This window comes from Lysinibacillus sp. S1, assembly GCF_044986265.1.
GTDB classification, from domain to species: domain Bacteria; phylum Bacillota; class Bacilli; order Bacillales_A; family Planococcaceae; genus Lysinibacillus; species Lysinibacillus capsici.
Genome location: NZ_CP173154.1, coordinates 4,304,254 through 4,322,635, shown reverse-complemented (window position 1 = coordinate 4,322,635; position 18,382 = coordinate 4,304,254). Strand labels below are relative to the sequence as shown.

The 18,382-nt window shown below is 37.0% G+C and carries 15 protein-coding genes and 1 pseudogene; 3 read left to right on the top strand and 13 right to left on the bottom strand.

Translation table 11 applies throughout. The annotated features are described in order from the left end of the window. Positions 1-146 precede the first annotated feature (146 nt). The 11 genes from ACHZEU_RS21685 to ACHZEU_RS21635 all read right to left on the bottom strand — a co-directional run bounded on the left by ACHZEU_RS21685 (position 147) and on the right by ACHZEU_RS21635 (position 12,228). On the bottom strand, positions 147-884 hold the full coding sequence (locus ACHZEU_RS21685; protein WP_279495606.1) for a 16S rRNA (uracil(1498)-N(3))-methyltransferase: 738 nt from the start codon (positions 882-884) through the stop codon (positions 147-149). An 81-nt stretch (positions 885-965) separates the two neighbouring features. Further along, the gene (gene prmA / locus ACHZEU_RS21680; RefSeq protein WP_004227050.1) at positions 966-1,907 is read right to left on the bottom strand and encodes a 50S ribosomal protein L11 methyltransferase; all 942 of its coding nucleotides are present in this window, start codon (positions 1,905-1,907) and stop codon (positions 966-968) included. Between the two features lie 21 nt (positions 1,908-1,928). After that, on the bottom strand, positions 1,929-3,047 hold the full coding sequence (dnaJ, locus tag ACHZEU_RS21675; RefSeq protein WP_016995416.1) for a molecular chaperone DnaJ: 1,119 nt from the start codon (positions 3,045-3,047) through the stop codon (positions 1,929-1,931). 233 nt (positions 3,048-3,280) lie between these two features. Beyond that, positions 3,281-5,122: a molecular chaperone DnaK gene (gene dnaK, locus ACHZEU_RS21670; RefSeq protein WP_048392179.1), complete on the bottom strand. Its 1,842-nt coding sequence runs from the start codon at positions 5,120-5,122 to the stop codon at positions 3,281-3,283. 75 nt (positions 5,123-5,197) lie between these two features. Beyond that, positions 5,198-5,770, bottom strand: coding sequence for a nucleotide exchange factor GrpE (grpE, locus tag ACHZEU_RS21665; RefSeq protein WP_004227038.1), 573 nt, complete (start codon positions 5,768-5,770; stop codon positions 5,198-5,200). 17 nt (positions 5,771-5,787) lie between these two features. Continuing rightward, on the bottom strand, positions 5,788-6,816 hold the full coding sequence (gene hrcA / locus ACHZEU_RS21660; protein ID WP_004227036.1) for a heat-inducible transcriptional repressor HrcA: 1,029 nt from the start codon (positions 6,814-6,816) through the stop codon (positions 5,788-5,790). Between the two features lie 89 nt (positions 6,817-6,905). Continuing rightward, complete coding sequence (hemW, locus tag ACHZEU_RS21655; protein ID WP_066036451.1) at positions 6,906-8,051, bottom strand: radical SAM family heme chaperone HemW; 1,146 nt, start codon at positions 8,049-8,051, stop codon at positions 6,906-6,908. A gap of 172 nt (positions 8,052-8,223) precedes the next feature. Continuing rightward, positions 8,224-9,387, bottom strand: a complete 1,164-nt coding sequence (gene chrA / locus ACHZEU_RS21650) for a chromate efflux transporter (RefSeq protein WP_083225211.1) — start codon at positions 9,385-9,387, stop codon at positions 8,224-8,226. Between the two features lie 85 nt (positions 9,388-9,472). Continuing rightward, complete coding sequence (locus tag ACHZEU_RS21645; RefSeq protein WP_048392177.1) at positions 9,473-10,321, bottom strand: DUF4179 domain-containing protein; 849 nt, start codon at positions 10,319-10,321, stop codon at positions 9,473-9,475. A 103-nt stretch (positions 10,322-10,424) separates the two neighbouring features. Further along, a complete protein-coding gene (locus ACHZEU_RS21640) occupies positions 10,425-11,624 on the bottom strand; it encodes a DHH family phosphoesterase (protein WP_066036452.1) in 1,200 nt (399 codons plus the stop codon). A gap of 397 nt (positions 11,625-12,021) precedes the next feature. Continuing rightward, positions 12,022-12,228: a helix-turn-helix transcriptional regulator gene (locus ACHZEU_RS21635; protein WP_279495607.1), complete on the bottom strand. Its 207-nt coding sequence runs from the start codon at positions 12,226-12,228 to the stop codon at positions 12,022-12,024. 424 nt (positions 12,229-12,652) lie between these two features. Between ACHZEU_RS21635 and ACHZEU_RS21630 the strand changes: the two genes are divergently transcribed. After that, complete coding sequence (locus tag ACHZEU_RS21630; protein ID WP_227744900.1) at positions 12,653-13,405, top strand: hypothetical protein; 753 nt, start codon at positions 12,653-12,655, stop codon at positions 13,403-13,405. Between the two features lie 213 nt (positions 13,406-13,618). Here the strand turns inward: ACHZEU_RS21630 and ACHZEU_RS21625 are convergent. Next, positions 13,619-13,954: pseudogene (locus tag ACHZEU_RS21625) on the bottom strand (hypothetical protein); the annotation flags it as partial. A 546-nt stretch (positions 13,955-14,500) separates the two neighbouring features. Between ACHZEU_RS21625 and ACHZEU_RS21620 the strand changes: the two are divergent. Further along, positions 14,501-16,144, top strand: coding sequence for a pyridoxal-dependent decarboxylase (locus tag ACHZEU_RS21620; protein WP_279495608.1), 1,644 nt, complete (start codon positions 14,501-14,503; stop codon positions 16,142-16,144). Further along, complete coding sequence (locus ACHZEU_RS21615) at positions 16,128-17,825, top strand: methyl-accepting chemotaxis protein (RefSeq protein WP_279495609.1); 1,698 nt, start codon at positions 16,128-16,130, stop codon at positions 17,823-17,825. Before ACHZEU_RS21620 ends, ACHZEU_RS21615 begins: the two co-directional genes overlap by 17 nt. An 81-nt stretch (positions 17,826-17,906) precedes the next feature. On the opposite strand, the gene ACHZEU_RS21610 is transcribed toward ACHZEU_RS21615, so the two are convergent. Then, positions 17,907-18,335 carry a GatB/YqeY domain-containing protein gene (locus ACHZEU_RS21610; protein WP_048392170.1) on the bottom strand — a complete coding sequence of 143 codons (429 nt, stop codon included), beginning with the start codon at positions 18,333-18,335 and terminating at the stop codon, positions 17,907-17,909. Between the last annotated feature and the right edge of the window lie 47 nt (positions 18,336-18,382).

The following is an 18,382-nucleotide window of genomic DNA, read 5'->3' as shown; positions in this document are numbered from 1 at the left end:
CGGTTGATCTTACACAATGGGCTAAAACTCCATTTAAGCAGGGATTTAACGCAGACCCCCTTCAAATATGATTTACGTAAAAAAACCACTTAATAATATTAAGTGGCTTTCTCTAAGTTATGTTGATAATAAATTATACATAGCTGTTATTCAAATTCATAGGATATGGCAGACAGTGCGTATAATGGCGCTGTTTCTGCTCGTAAAATTCTCGGTCCTAATGACATCGTTTGAGCGCCTGCTTGTAATAGCGCTTCTGATTCTTGACGAGAAATGCCCCCCTCAGGACCAAAGATAATAAGCATTGATTTCGACTTCATATCATACACGTTTTTTAGCTTCTCCGCAAACCTTGTGCGCTTTTCAGCCTTTGCATCCTCTTCATCAGCAATAAAAACGGCATCGAAATGATCTATTTGTTGTACTAGCTGTTTAAATGATATAGGTTCAAAAACTGTTGGAATATGCGTACGGTGAGCTTGTTCCGCAGCTTCCTTAGCAATTTTCTGTAATCTTTCTTGCTTTTTTGCTCCTTTTTTCTTGTCCCATTTCACAATGGAGCGCTCAGCTTCAAAGGGTAATAAAGCAAACATTCCTAGCTCTGTGGCTTTTTGGGTAATAAGCTCCAGCTTATCACCCTTCGGTAAACCACATGCTACTGTTACTTGAATGGGTAACTCTGGGGAAGGGATTGTTTGTCCAGTCGCTTCAATGACAACCTCATCCCCTTCAAATCCTTCAATTGTGCATATATACGCAGTGTTTTGTGCAACAACTACAATGTTGTCGCCTTGCTTCATACGCATCACTCGTTCAATATGCCGTGCATCTTCTCCACTAATACGTGCATTTTCGATAGCTGTCTCAATAAAATAACGTTGCATGCCACACAGTCCTTTCTAGCAAGAAAGGAAAACGCCAAATCACAAGCACACGGCTCACGATTTGGCGCTTCCTCAGTCATGTTATAGTGGACGACGGGCAATAATGGCTACCCAATCTTCCATTAATAATACTTCTTCAATCACAAAGCCTGAAGCTTCTAGTGCTACTTTCACATCATCTCGTTTTGCACCGATGATGCCCGAAGTGACATATAATCCACCTGGTTTTACAATTGTATACGCGTCATCTGTGAAGGACATGATGATTTCAGCCAAAATATTAGCGACTACTACATCTGCTGGTTCTTTTACAGTATCCAATAAGTTACCATGGAACACTGCCACCTTATCTTCCACTTTATTTAATGCTACATTTTCTCGCGCTGAACGTACAGCTACCTCATCTAAATCAAGCGCATGCACACTTTTGGCACCAAGTAATGCTGCACCAATAGACAATACACCCGATCCTGTACCGATATCAACAACTGTATCCCCTTCTTTAATGACCTTTTCAAGTCCTTGTAAACACATTACCGTTGTTGGGTGGGTACCTGTACCAAATGCCATACCAGGGTCTAATTCAATAATTAGTTCATCTGTTGAAACAGGTGTGTATTCCTCCCATGTCGGTACGATAGTAAAGCGTTCAGAAATCTTAACAGGATGGTAGTATTGCTTCCAGGCCGTTGCCCAATCTTCTTCATTGACTTCCACAATGGATACCACATTTTCACCGATATCAATGTTAAAGTTCGTTAAATTTGTGATAGCTGCTTTTATTTCTTCGACTGTTTCATTTAAAAAACTAGACTCTGATAAATAAGCTTTAACAATCACGCCATCTTTCGGAAAATCATCTTCATTTAGCGCATAAATTTCACCATATTGATCTTCACGTGGCTTCGCAAACTCTGCAGAATCTTCGATGACAACACCACTTGCACCTGCTTCATGCAAAATATTCGAAATTGCTTCTACCGCATCATTTTTTGTATGAATGGATAATTCTGACCACTTCACGTAGCTCTTCAGCTCCTCTAATTATTCACCTTGGAATTTTTTCTTAATTTTATCGAATAGTGAACTACCTTGTTCTTCAGGGATATCGCCACTAATTTCTGCAAATTCTCGTAGTAATTGTTTTTGTCTTTCCGTTAATTTTTCTGGGGTCATAACTTTTACTGTCACATATTGATTACCCATACCATAACCATGAACATTTTTAACACCTTTATCTTTTAGACGGAATTGAGCACCTGACTGTGTTCCAGCTGGAATACGTAATTTTACTTTCCCATGGACTGTTGGTACTTCAATTTCATCCCCAAGTGCTGCTTGAGGGAATGTTAATTTCAACTCGAAGTAAATATCGTCTCCATCTCGTTCAAAATCCTTGTGACCTTGAACGCGGAACATAATATATAAATCCCCTGCAGGTCCACCGTTTATACCTGGTTCACCTTGACCAGATACACGAATTTGTTGTCCATCATCCACGCCTGCTGGAATCGTCACTTTAATTTTCTTACGTTTTTGGACTTTTCCTTCTCCACGACAAGTCGTACATTTTTCTTTAATAATTTTACCTGTTCCATGACATGTTGAGCATGTACGACGATTCATCATACGACCAAATGGTGTATCCACTGCTTGATTGATTTGACCTGCACCTTTACATGTCGAACATGTTTCTGGTTGCGTGCCTGGTTTTGCTCCTGAACCGTGACATGTTTCACACGTTTCATCTTTTGGGATTTCTATTTCTGTTTCTTTTCCAAAAATAGCTTCCTCAAATTGGATGTTCATACGATATTGCAGATCATCCCCTTTACGTGGAGCATTTGGATCTTGACGGCGACCACCTCCGCCAAAGAATGAACTGAAAATATCCTCGAAGCCGCCAAAGCCGCCCCCTCCAAAGCCACCACCAAAACCAGCATTCGGATCCTCATGACCAAATTGGTCGTAGCGTGCTTTTTTCTGGTCGTCACTTAATACTTCATATGCTTCAGCGATTTCTTTGAATTTTTCATCTGCACCTGGCTCTTTATTAAGGTCAGGGTGATATTGTTTTGATAATTTACGGTATGCTTTTTTAATCTCATCTTTTGTAGCCGATTTTGTTAAACCAAGCACCTCGTAATAATCGCGTTTCTCCATGATTCACACTCCGCTCTGTTTGCATAAAATCTATTGTAACATGCAGTTGAAAAAACTGCCTCATTTTTTCGATTAAAGGTTCTATAAGTTCCAAAAATGAAGATACCCACTTCCTAGCAGCTAACGTATGCAACTATCCCATAAATGGTGCATTTACGTGAAGTGACCTCACATCATGACAAAAGCCAAAGCCGCAAGCGGTCTTTGGCTTTTTCACTTTACTGTGTTACTTCTTATTTATCATCTTTTACTTCTTCGAATTCAGCGTCTACAACACCGTCATCTTTTTTACCAGCGCCAGTGTCTGCACCTGCATCGCCACCTTGAGCTGCTTGAGCAGCTGCTGCCGCTTGTTCGTAAACTTTCATCACTAGTGGCTGTAATACGCCTTCTAGTTTTTCTTTAGCTGCTTTAATACCTTCTAATTCACCAGCTTCAAGCGCTTTTTTCAATTCGTCACGAGCATCTTCCACAGATTTTTTCTCGTCTTCTGTAATTTGCTCACCAAGGTCAGCAATTGTTTTATCCACTTGGAATACTAATTGGTCTGCTTCGTTACGAAGATCTGCTTCTTCTTTACGTTTAGCATCTGCTTCAGCATTAGCTTCAGCGTCTTTTACCATGCGTTCAATTTCTTCCTCTGATAAACCAGAATCAGATTGAATCACAATTGTTTGCTCTTTGTTCGTACCAAGATCTTTTGCTTTTACAGATACGATACCGTTTTTATCAATATCGAATGTTACTTCGATTTGAGGTACACCACGAGGTGCTGGTGGAATATCTGCTAATTGGAAGCGACCTAATGTTTTATTGTCAGCTGCCATTGAACGCTCACCTTGTAGAACATGAATATCTACTGCTGGTTGGTTATCAGCTGCTGTAGAGAAAACTTGAGATTTTGAAGTAGGAATAGTTGTGTTACGGTCGATTAATTTTGTGAACACGCCACCCATTGTTTCAATACCAAGTGAAAGAGGTGTTACGTCAAGTAATACAACGTCTTTCACATCACCTGTTAATACGCCACCTTGTACTGCAGCACCCATTGCAACAACTTCGTCAGGGTTAACACCACGGTGAGGCTCTTTCCCTGTTTCTTTACGTACCGCTTCTTGTACTGCTGGAATACGTGTAGAACCACCCACTAAAATAACTTGGTCAATTTCAGAAGTTGACAAACCTGCATCAGATAATGCTTGACGCACTGGTCCTACTGTACGGTTTACTAATGGTAAAGTAATTTCGTCAAATTTCGCACGCGTTAAAGAAATTTCTAAGTGTAATGGACCTGCTTCTCCAGCTGTAATGAATGGTAGAGAGATTTGAGTTGATGTTACACCAGATAAATCTTTTTTCGCTTTTTCAGCAGCATCTTTTAATCGTTGCATCGCCATTTTATCTTTTGATAAGTCAATGCCATTTTCTTTTTTGAATTCAGCTACTAGATATTCGATAATTGCGTCATCGAAATCATCTCCACCTAGTTTGTTATCACCAGCTGTAGCTAGTACTTCAAAGACACCGTCACCTAACTCAAGGATAGACACGTCAAACGTACCGCCTCCAAGGTCAAATACTAATACTTTTTGATCTTGATCTTGTTTATCTAATCCATAAGCAAGAGCTGCAGCAGTTGGTTCGTTGATGATACGCTCTACTTCTAGACCTGCGATTTTACCAGCATCTTTAGTTGCTTGACGCTGTGCATCGTTAAAGTAAGCAGGAACTGTAATAACTGCTTTTGTCACTTTTTCCCCTAAGTAGTCTTCAGCATAGCCTTTTAAATATTGAAGAATCATTGCAGATACTTCTTGTGGCGTGTAGTCTTTATCTTCTACTGTTACTTTTTCAGCCGTACCCATTTTTGATTTAATAGAAATGATTGTGTTAGGATTTGTTACTGATTGACGTTTCGCCACTTCACCAACTTGACGTTCACCATTTTTAAAGGCAACAACAGATGGCGTTGTACGGTTTCCTTCTGGGTTTGGAATTACTTTTGGTTCTCCACCTTCAAGTACAGAAACGCAAGAGTTTGTTGTTCCTAAGTCAATACCAATAATTTTGCTCATTAAAATTTCCTCCTATTATGTCAACGCAAGGGATGCGTTTTCTAACTAATTTTAATTGACTAAATAGTGCAAAGACTATTCGTTCACAGATACCATTGTTGGGCGTAATACACGATCCTTTAAGATATACCCTTTTTGTAGTTCGCGTAAGACGATACCCGTTTCTTTTTCACTATCTTGTTCTTGCATAACAGCTTGGTGAATCGTTGGATCAAATTGCTCACCTTCAGCTTTAATCACTTGCAGACCTTCTTTTTCTGTTGCTTCAATTAAAGAGCGATACACCATTTCAATTCCTTTAATGATCGATGCAGTCTCTTCAGAAGTTGTCTCTACTTGTAAAGCACGTTCAAAATTATCAAGGACTGGTAATAGATCAGATAGTAAGCTTTGGGCGCGATACTTTTCAGCTGCCTCACGGTCTAACTGATTACGACGACGCATATTATCGAAGTCAGCACGTAAACGTAGGTGACGATTTTCTTCGTCAGCCAGCTTTGCTTGTAGTTCAGCCAGCTTAGCCTCATACTGTTCTTCAATTGATAACTCTACTTCTTCCTGAACTTCTGTTTGCTCTACTTCCTCAGTTGTCGTTTCAGCTTGTACATCTTCTTGTACTAAATCTTTGTTTTCCGTTGTTTCCGTCACTTGAATCCTCCTCATTATCATTCACTACGATTCTTCATAAAGGCTTGTGTTAAATCCAAGCGCATTACGTCTAATAAAGCCACAACACGCTTATAATCCATACGTGTAGGGCCAATAATAGCAATGGCTCCCTGTTGATCATCACCAATAGAATAGGTAGTGGTAATGACACTGCAATTTTCCATTTCTAGTTGTTTATTTTCTGAGCCTATCCGAATATGAATACCTGATTCATTCGGATGGAAAAGTGACTGCACTTGGCTAGTCGTCTCCATTAAGTCCAAAATCATTCGGACTTTATTTAAGTCATGGAATTCTGGTTGGTTGAACATATTCGTTTTCCCACCATAGAAAATTTTACTTTCTGAATTATGCATTGTTGCTGTGATAAGTGCGCGAATAAAATCATCCGCTGATCGAACATGTTGCTGTAACACTGCTAGCACTTCAGCCTCAAGGCTTTTATGGAGATCTTCTAATGAAACTCCAATAAGGCGATCATTTAAGATATTTACCATTTTCTCTAAATCAGAAGCGGTAAAGTCAGGTGGTAGATTGAACATGCGGTTTTCTACATGCCCATTATTCGTCACGATAATCGCTACTGCTGTGTCGCTAGAAAGAGGGACAATTGAAAATCGTTTAACACGATGCCTTTGGACATCAGGTCCTAAAAGTATGGAAGTATACGATGTCAGCTCTGATAAAATGTTGGCTGACTTTCGGATAATATGCTCTACTTCTACTAGTCGATCATTAAAAATTGATTGAATTTGTTGAATGTCCTTGGAATTGATACCTTGAGGACTCAACAAATGATCTACATAAAATCTGTAACCCTTTTCCGAAGGCACTCGACCAGAGGAGGTATGCGTTTTTTCTAAAAAGCCTAATTCCTCTAAATCCGCCATTTCGTTTCGAATAGTGGCTGGACTAAATGTAATCCCTTGTTTTTTGGAGATTTGGCGAGAACCTACCGGCTGCGCAGACACAATAAAGTCGTCTACAATGACTTGCAATATCTGTAACTGCCGATTTGTTAGCATGATTATCACCTCTGTTAGCACTCAACTAAGAGGAGTGCTAATACTATTATTAAGTTATCAAATCCCACATTTTATGTCAACGATATCGCTCAATCTTCTAGCAAAAATTGTTGAAATACTTCATTGCCCACAAAACGCCCTTTTCTTGTCAGGCGAACACCAAGCTCATCCTGTTCTAAAAGCCCCTTTGACACTAGATCTTTTATTACCACATCATAATGCGCAGTCATAGGTGTTTTAAATTTCTCTTCATATATAGAGTGCATAACACCCTCTGTTTTTCTTAGCCCTAAAAACATTTGTTCTTCTCTTTTTTCCACTTGTGATACTTCATGTGCGTGGACAATTGGTAGCTCATTTGCCTCAACAGCTTCCATATACTTTTTTAATGGACCGTGATTAGAATAGCGTATACCTGCTAAATACCCATGAGCTCCTGCGCCAAACCCTGCATATTCATCATTATCCCAATAAATCTTGTTATGCTCTGAATGATATCCTGGTTTTGCAAAATTACTGATTTCGTATTGTTGAAGCCCATGTAAGGCCATTTGTTGCATCAGCACATCATACATATCCGCTTCTAAATCTTCTGTCGGTAAATACAGTTTCCCTTTAGCGTACTGATTATAAAAAATCGTTTTGGGTTCCACAATAAGAGAATAGGCAGAGAAATGTGGCAAATCAAGAGTAAAAGCTTTGGCTAATGAATCCTTCCATTGCGCCATCGTTTGCCCAGGTAAACCATACATTAAATCAATGCTGATATTACGGAAGCCAATTTTTCTAGCCAGGGCAATTGTTTCATAGACATGATCATTACTATGAGTGCGTCCAATCTTCTGTAGCAATCCCTGGTCAAAAGATTGTACACCCATGCTTAAACGATTAACACCACCGTCGAACAACACCTGCAATTTGGCTGCAGACAATTCATCTGGATTTGCCTCTGATGTAAATTCTGTCACACTATTCATTGGAATATACGTATGAATAGACGTTAGTAGTTTGTCCAATTGCTCAGGAGATAAAGCTGTCGGTGTTCCGCCACCAAGAAAAATCGTCTCGATGTTACGGAATGTTTCAGGATGTTTTTCGGTTGTCAGGGCCATTTCTTTTCCAAGTGCTTCGATATATTCATCCACTGGTTGATTTTTAAAATAAAATTTATTGAAATCACAATAATTACAGATTTGATGACAGAAAGGAATATGAATGTAAACACCTCGTGCCATAGCAATCCCTTCTTTCGCGTTAAGTCTTTTCCATTTCTACATTATAACGAATCGATAGAAGGAACGCTATGAAACCTCACAGGTACTTTTAATGAATATTGATTCTGTAATGACAAAACAAACTGCACCTCCGATTATTAGTTAGAATCTAACAATCGAAAGTGCAGATTTTTCATGTATAAAAAATGACGCCCACAACAATTCCTAACAGCACCAATAAATAAGGCTGTATTTTCCATCGAATTAAACACCATAAAAAGACAGCTACTATGAAAATATCTAACGTGCTGATGATGGTTTGTGTCACAATGGGATGTACAAAAGCAGCAGCTAGAATGCCAACGACTGCCGCATTTGCGCCTGCCATCGCACCTCTAAGTCGTGCAATTCGACTTAGGCTAATCCAAAATGGTAGCGCTCCAACCACTAGCAAAAACGCCGGTAAAAATATTGCGAAAGTAGCAATAATAGCTCCCGGAACGCCAGCAATAACCATACCGATATATGCAGCAAATGTAAATAAAGGTCCTGGAACTGCCTGTGTCATACCATAGCCAGCTAAAAAATCTGAGGTACTTATTTGACCACTTTGAACAAATTGTGTTTCCAGTAAAGGTAAAACAACGTGTCCGCCACCAAATACTAAGGCACCTGCAAGATAAAACTTCTCTATCATAGAAATCCACTCAAGATGCCATAAAGCGGCTAATATAGGTAAACCTAGGAGTAGCACGAAAAAAAGTACTAGTAAAACAATGCCCGTGGTTTTTGAGATGGGTATATGAACTAATTTTGAGGTATTACCCTCATCACTTTTTTTCAGTAGTTGAAAGCCTAAACAAGCAGCGATCAATATTGCTACGATTTGTGCCAATGGATTTAGCCATGTCAATACTGTTATCAATGTCAATAAAGCAATCAACCAATGCCATTTTGTCGAGAGTAGTTTTTTACCCATATCAAAAATAGCATGAGCGACAATCGCCACTGCTACTAACTTCAAACCATGAATCCAATCCATCTTAAACTCTGTATACTTGGAGAAATAGGCAAAAAGTATAAGTATCAGAACTGATGGTAAGGTAAAACCAAGAAATGATAGAAAGCTTCCTAGTACTCCTCCTCTAAGTAAACCAACCCCCATCCCCACCTGACTAGATGCAGGACCAGGCAAAAATTGACTTAACATAACGAGTTGACCATAATCATGTGCAGAAAGCCATTTACGTTTCTGTACATATTCCTGTTGAAAATAACCTAGATGAGCTGTTGGGCCTCCGAATGAGGTACAGCCCAATTTTAAAGCAACAAAAAAAATCTCCCAAAGCCTTCGCAAACTCTCAACTACTTTCCATATCTTTTATTTCATCTTACACGGAAAGCAGTTTTTTTTAGATTAAGAGTTTGTAAAATTTACTTCATTATTCATCTCTCTTTATTTTAATTGCAGAACCTACTTTACTACCCTCTTTATTGATTGGAATTAAAGTGTATTTTTTTTCTGTTAGATAGAGTGCATCTACACGACTTCCCCACCTTGTACCTTCTTTATTTAATGGATAGGGTGCTGCAAAATCCCATGATTGTCCAGATTTTGATTGGATTTTAAAGTGTAACGCATCATTGACAACACTTTCCTCAGCATGAAAATAAATCGTTGTGGAAATAGGTGTGGAGACAACTTTGTCGATGGTTATTTCCTGCTGATCAACATGCTTCACTTTTTTATCAATGGAAAAGATTTCACGATCTTGTTGTAATTGCTCTTGTGAAGCATCTACCTGAAATTCCCAAGGCTTCTCAATTGGTGTTTCAACATTCCAATCTTTATAACGAATAACTAATTCTAATTGTTCATCAGCCGGAAAATCATCCATTTTAATACTATTGTATATCGTATAGACGTTGGCAGACTTTGCTATGGACTGTCCTCCATTACGAACCATATAATCTTGCCCATTGACAAGAATTTGCGGAAAGAAAAATACTTGATGGTCTGGCTTAAACTCTTTTCCAGGTTCGAAAGTTGCATTCAGTAAAATTTGATTGTCATCTATAATCACTTCATTTAATGTTAACCGTCCTAAGCTATTGCTAGCTGTTTTCCCTACATCCGTTTTATAGGCTTCAAAATTCACATCCTGATCCCACCACAAATACAGCGTCGATCCACTAGCAATCATTAATAAAAGGATCACAACAATAAGCCACTTCTTACTTCTCCGATTTTCCTTATCCAAATCCACAACTCGAATCATATCATTGGACAACCGTACACCTCATTTTTATAAAAATCATTATGATTCATTGTAGTGCTCAATCATGCATTATATAACCTTCTATGTTGAAGATTCATTTATGTATAAAAGGATATTACATCCCTTTATGTAGATGACGACCTTTATTGACTTCACGCATTAAATAGTCCACAAAGAGATCATCTCTTACTAGCCATGCTTGTTTATTTCGCTTTAAAAACCACTCCGCTTCATTAAAGCTCGCAAAGGATTGTGTCAGTAGCATGTTATTTTTTTCAATTATCCAATCAACCTCATCGTTTGAATAGAGCATAAACATTTCATCTTGCTGATTTTTATAGAAAGTTCCAAACGTAGACCCTTTTACATTATAACGATTTCTTCTTGCATCCTCTGGAATAGGCTCTATATGGAATGTTGCCACTACATACTGCTTGTAAGCTTCCTCTGTTAATGAGCAGCCAGCAGCCTTTTGATGTCCACCTCCACCATATTTGGCAGCAATAGCTGACACATCAATATGATCATGGATTGTTCGAAAGGATATCTTCTTACTGCCCATATTAATCATCGCAATATAATCAAGATGCGGATTTTCCTTTCCCAATTCATTACCAAGTTCAGAAAGATAGGATTCTGCATAGACAACCCCAGCATAGTATTCTCCCAAAGTAGTTTGAATAAGCTCCCGTTTCTTACGCCGAATGTAACGCTCTGTTTTTTCTTCTTCCATGCTTAAAATTTTCTTTTCAAAATCATCGAAGTCAAAGTGATCACTTGTTTTTAAACGCTCAAGCATTTTCTCTTCAAATTCTTCAATAGACACTAGAAAAAAGAGTGCATTTAATCTTTGCGCTTGTAAATTGCCGTTCTTTTCCCATTCCCATGTATCGTATTGTCTTACTAACTCTACAAATTCAGAAACGGCTTCTGTTTTTTCTAATAGTCCATGGATAACCAGGTATTGATAATATAAAGATGTAGCTGACGTTAAAAAGCCTTGCTCATCCTCAATTAATACCTTTCCCCATTCATATTGATTGAAATGGAGTGCTGTCTTATGATGGTCCAACAATTGCACATTACCAGTCGCCTGATAATAATCATGAATCCTTTTTTCATTCTCTTCATTTGGAGAAAGATCTGTAATAAACAAAAATGTTTTCTGTTGATCATTCTCCAAAAAGAATTCGATTTCGCGATCAAGTGCTGTAATGGAATTGTAGCGTATCTTCACCTTATCGTTAAAAGCAAGCTTGGCTAAAATCCCACACCCTACTCCGTCTAAATCGTTATGTGATAATAATTTATACATGTTCTCACCTCGATTGTAGTATGGGTATTTTTTTGGTATTCAAACAGCTAATGACGTTCAATACGTAACAACATTGATATTGTTTTTCAGATAACATACATTAAAACCATACATCTTTAGGGTGAAAGGGAGGACACAGTGAATGAAAAGGAAACTAGCTTATAGTGGAATCGGATTTATTTTGTCTTTGTTTTAAACCTTTGTAATTGTAATTAAATTCTTTTATTCTTGCGAAATTTTCTCCAATTGGGCGATCACTTTATCGTATGTTGCCAATTTAATTTGTTCTAGCACTTTAATCTGAGCCTGTTATCTTTCAGCTTCCATCATTATCAAAGTTGTTTCTACATTCATTTCCCTCTGCTCCTTCTACATTAAAATAGGTTATTTAGAATCTCTATTCAAAATCTCCTTGATTAACCCAAAATATTTCATCCAATGTCGCATTCACTATATAGCAAATCAGTAAACAAAGCTTCAAGGATGGATTAAAACTCCCCTTATCTATCCGTAGTACAGTCTGTCTTGATATTCCTACTGCATCGGCTAATTGTTGTTGTGTCAAATCTGCTTTGACACGTGCAATTTTTACATGATTTTTCATATATTAACCTCCATATATATGGAGTAAAATATAGTTTACTTTATGTAAATTATATATCACATATATTTTAAAAATAATATCTAATGTTACACCTATTTAGTAGAACAGAATATACTTCGTAGTATAAAAGAAAATAAAATAATTGGTATATTTATGGTAATTAAATATTTTTTATGTTAGAATTTTCCATGAATGGTTTTTGTATATCAACCGTTCCCGAAATATCAGAAAAGAATGGGGGTCTTAAATGAAAAAATCAGTCCTACTTAGAGTATTGGCATTTATAGCCGTATTGCTTATCCTTTTTTCAGATGGGATACAAACCTATGATTTTCTTATCCTATTGTTTGCTGTTTTCTTTATAGGTACCCCGTGGTACAAATTTTTCAAAAAAAAGTAAATTTAAATTTAGGAGGAATAGTAAATGAAGAAAAAATTGATCTTTTTTGTAATGGTTATGTTTTTAGCATTTCAACCCCTATCTGTAAATTTAGGTGCTTTAGCTAAAGAAAAAAATGAAACTACTGACACTACTGATTGTAATAGTTGCTCACAACAAGCACCTTTGCAAATTGAAAAGAATGGTTTCCTTAATGACTCAGTAGTTGTAAATGAAGTGAAACAGGATTTAGATATTGCAGAGAATTTCACACATAGTGAATACAGTAGAGAAGACTTTGATTGGCAAAATACTGAGTATATGGATTACGGTAAGAATAAAGATGGTTTGATGATTCCTTATAAAAAGAACAATGAAAGTTTTGATATTCGATTATTGACTACTTATGATAAAACCACTGGTGAAGTTGGCGAATTTATCATTATGAAATCAACTTTAGATATAGAGAATAATGAAATCAATGTTACTTATGCAACATTAAACAATGAAGACATGCTTGGTATGACTCTTGAAGTAGGTACAAATAAAGTAATTGATAAACAAGTTTATTTCGATGAAAATTCAGAAGTTTCCCTTTTATCAACTAATAGTGCTAAAGCAGGTTATTGGAGTGATTCATGGGAATGCTTAAAAAACTATTGGTATGATGCCCCTGAACTAACAAAACAAATTTGTAGTGCCGCATGTGCGTCAGTAATATTTGGTGGCAATGTTGTAGGTGCTGTTGCGTGTGCTAGTTGTTTAGGTTCTCATGTTATGGTATGTCTAATCCATTAATAGTTAATTAAAAATCCCCTTCTATGGACGTTTAAAAGGTAAACCGATAATAAAATTGTTTAATATTATTATAAAAATATAAGAGCCTTGCTACACTCTAGCGTGTAGTAAGGCTCTTTAAAGTTGTTTAATTCTTATTGAACTAAAGCACCCTGTTAGTTGAAGAACTAATTTTACGAAATAATTCCTTTATAATTGTTGTATAGTACTATATTATTCCGCATGTTCTTTCATTATTTTATCAAGTGCTTTAAGATAAGCATCTTTATTTTCCTTACTTAACTCATAAAGTGCATTATCCCAATTTTCCCCATCTACACCCGATAAATGTGGAGTACTTTTTAGTACAGCTTCTTGCATATTCGGTTTATCCTCTTTACTAGCGTCTTTAATAAGCTTTGTTGCTTTTCTTGCATCTGTAACCCCTACTTGTATGTCTTTGTGAATGTCTTTGTATTTAACAGGAACATTTATATATTCCATATTGTCTAAAATCTTATCCATCTTGATTGCTGTTTTTAAAATATCTTTTTCTTTTTCTTTGTCTTCCATAGCTTTCATCGAGTTTACTATGAATATCTTAAAAATATCACTCAAGCATTTGCCAACTACTCTAAGCAATCATGGAATATTGGCAAAATGGCTCAGATGAATAATCGTTTTTTAATTAGCCTGAGAAATAAGTTATTAAAATTAACACCCCAAGTAATGATTCAAAAACAAGCACAGCATGTCTATAATTTTGAAACCACAAAATAAACAAACTATAACGAAATTCTTAAAATCTGCACTTTCTTTGTGCAGATTTTTTCTTTTAACTAGTCAAATAGATAAAAAGTAATAGCTCTTAAAGTTTTTCTTATAATAATATCATCATTCTTTTTCATTTTAAGATATTTCTTTAAAAATCAAGCTACAGTAACATAGTTAGAATTTGTCAATAAAACTTAGATTTTTCAGAAATGTCTATAAATATTTTTTCAGTAAAATATAATCACCATCTCTGCTAAAATATGCTATTATACCTTTAGTATAATGTCCTATTTTTATTAAAGTAAAAATAGAGGAAATATGAACTACAAAAGGATGATGAATATGCAAAATATCCAACAATTATTCCAGAGCGAAGATGGAAATATCCAACAAAGAGGGAATTTTTTGTCCCTATTAGAGAAAATTGTTTCCTCATTAGATGAATTAAAGAACCCAAATAAGACAACTCTTGGTCCAATGAAAGAGCGATCTGCTAATTTTTATCAAGAGCTTATGCAAGAGCATCAAGTGCCAACAACTGGGATTGGACTAGATCAAGTTGTAAAAGAATTGACACATTTAATGCAAGGACACCCTTATCATACACGTAACTTTGTAACAAATGTTTTACCGATGGCAAGTATTCCTGGAGTGTTAGGACAGTTTACAAATGCGCTATTGAATGGCAATAATTTATGGGATGTTTATGGTCCTGCTGCTGCTGAGTGTGAGGTTAAAGTAGTAGCAATGATGTCTAAATTAGTAGGCTATGATTATACGAAAAGTTTTGGCTATACTACATGGGGTGGACAAGGTGCTGTTTTTAGTGGACTTCGTCTTGCCATTGCAAAACAATTCCCTCAAGCAAAAGAAGATGGTGTTCCTACTAATTTATATTGCTTTGCTTCAGAGAATGCCCATTACAGTCTTTTAAAATCAGTAGAAGCCGTGGGTATCGGCAGTAAACATTTAGTGCGTGTAAAAGCAGGTAAAGATCATTCGATGGATGTAGAAGACTTACGTGCACGTATGACAGACGTCATCGAAAATGGCGGTATTCCTGTTTATGTAGTAGCGACAACAGGTGCTACTGATCAATTTGGTATTGATGATGTCCAAGCCATCAAAGAAGTCACAACAACCCTTGAGAAGAAATACAACTTACAACCAGTACATATTCATGCTGATTCGGCTTTAGGTGGTTTTTATGCCTTCTTCAATGATTATGATTTTAATAAAAACCCACTCCAATTTGAGTCAGAGGTTTTACAGGGATTAGCACAAATCCATGAACGTATGCAACATCTAGCCATTGCGGATAGCCTATGCTTTGATTTCCAAAAGCTTGGCCAAACACCTTATTTAACTAGTCTATCCTTAATTAAGGAAGGTAAAAGTTTACAGCTACTAGATATTGAGGACTTTGATACGCCATATGTAGGCAATCGTGGTTATGGCTCTTATCATACTGGCTATACATTAGAATGCTCTCGTATGGGTAGCTCCATTGCAATTTTTGCTGCATTGCAGGCATTTGGTAAGGAAGGCTATCAACAACTATTAGCTAATTATGTACGTGTGAATTTAGCATTCCGTGCTCAATTAGCTGCGAAAACGCCAATGCTACAGGTGGTTAATGAATCCAATATTGGGCCAGTCACAGCGTTTCGTTTATATCCAGACGGCATGAATTGGCAAGCTGAACAAGCTGGTCACTATACACAAGACCAAATTGAACATATTAATGGCATCAACGCTTCATTCTTTGAAATTATTGGAGAAGGTCGAGACGAAGTATTCTTTGGTGACACAACACGAGTTTGCACCGTTCATACAAGTGATACAACACAACATGTTCCAGTTGCAGCGGCAAAATTCTTCTCAATTTCACCTTATACTGAGACAGCGCATATTCCTGATATGATTCAATTCTTACAGCAAAAGCTTAAAGTACTGGAGGCGTCTCACATTGCGTATCGTCACTAAATTTAAGAGCTCTTTACTCTATAAATATATAGCCAGTTTCACCATTCCAATAGCGATTATTTCCTTGCTCTTTAGTATTGTGTTATTTGCCGTTTCTTACCGCATTATTGACAACTTTGTTATTAAACAATTTGAATCTACTTTAGAGATTACATCGACAACGATTTTTGAAGATATTGAGAAAAATGATGTAAAGGCAGCGGATAATGGTAGCCCTGACAAATACAAAAAGCTTTTAGATCAATTGAATGCAACGGTTAAAAAATATGATGTTGAAAACGCCTATATCCTTTCTAAAGCAAATGGTAAGGAACATATCGTCGCTCTAAGTAATACCGACAATCATCAGCAAGATTATGTATTTAGTGAAGAAATGCATGAAGCCGTAGCTAGTGGTAACACACAAACAAGTGATATTTATAAGGATGAATATGGTATCCATAAATCCATTTTTATCCCATTTAAAGATACAGATATTATTTTCGGTTTAGATATGGATGCTTCCTTCATTTCTAAGCTTCAAACGGAAACACTTTGGATTTGTATTATTTTAACGATAGTATTTGTAATTTTTGGTATAATCGTTGCTTACTTTATTAGTGTAGGCATTACAAAGCCAATAAAAAAAATGACACGTTATGTTGGTCAAGTTGCACAGGGAGATTTGGCTGTTGAACCTCTTCACATAAAAGGTTCCAATGAAATTGCCCAGCTTTCATCAGGCATTGAAAACATGACGGAAGATTTGCGTTCGTTAATTAAACAAATCGCTCAAAATGCTGAACAAGTGGCCGCAATGTCGGAGGAATTAACAGCAAGCTCTGAACAGACAAGTGCATCCATTCAGCAAATAACCTCTTCTATGCAAGAGGTTGCAGCGGGTTCAGAAAAGCAAACTTCTTCGATTGAAGAAGTGGATAGTCATATTACAACCATCTCTAACAAAATGTCAGAGGTAGTGACAAGTGTAACCGATGTAACAGATAAGGCATTCCAAGCATCTGCTATATCAGAAAAAGGCAACACAACAATCCAAGATGCTACTGAAAAAATGGCCGTAACATCTCAGGCTATTCAAGAGTCAGCAGCTGTAGTAGAACGTTTAAGCACATACACAAATGAAATTGGGGATATTGTGACATTGATTACCCAAATTACAGATCAAACGAATTTACTTGCATTAAATGCTTCGATTGAGGCAGCGCGTGCAGGCGAACACGGTAAAGGCTTTGCAGTTGTAGCGGAGGAAGTCCGTAAATTAGCCGATCAATCTTTAGAGGCAACTAACAGTATTCGTACACGCATTGAAACGATTAAAGAAGAATCTGCACAAGCCGTCAAATCAATGGCTATCAGTAGCAGTAATCTTGCCGAAAGCTCAACAACATTCAATGCATCCGGAGAGGCATTTGCTGAAATTTATACCCAAGTCACTTCACTGACGAGAGAAATGGACCATGTCAATAACGTGATGTCCAATATCAATGAAGGTGTTAGCAGTATTGCTAGTTCTGTTGAACAAGTGGGGGTCGTAGCTGTTCAAGCTTCAGGCAATATTCAAAACGTAGCTGCTGCCTCTGAGGAGCAATCTGCAAGTATCGAAGAAATAACAGCTTCCTCTAATAACTTAGCTGAAATGGCTCAACAGCTCCGCAATATCATTCAAAAATTCCAGTTATAAAAATAACAAATCCGCTATGCACATTTTCGGCATAGCGGATTCTTCTTTCCATAAAAACTCTCCTACCAAAATGGTAAAAGTTTAGGCAATAATATTTTTCACAACTTTTGAAATAACGGCACCTTCAGCCTGACCTGTCAGCAATGGTTTTGCAATTTTCATGGCTTCTCCCATGTTCATTCCTTTTCCAACACCCGCTGCCACTAATTTCTCTGCAATTTCTTCTTCTGATAATTGCTTTGGTAAAAAGGATCTCAAAAGTGTCAATTTGGCTTCCTCTTTTTCAATCAGGTCTGCTCGCCCAGCCGTTTGTGCACCTTCTAAAGCCTGATTTGTTTGTTTGACCTCTCGATTAATAATAGCTATTTCTTCGTCAGCTGTTAAAGCCTCTCCCTTTTCTTTTTCAGCTGAATCTAATGCTGACTTTAAAAGAGATAATACACCCTTCGCTAACGTATCTTTTTCTCTCATTGCCGTTTTTAATTGTTCAAATACTTCTGTTTTTAACAATGATCTCACTCCTTCTAACCGTCTATATCAAAAAAATTATATCATAA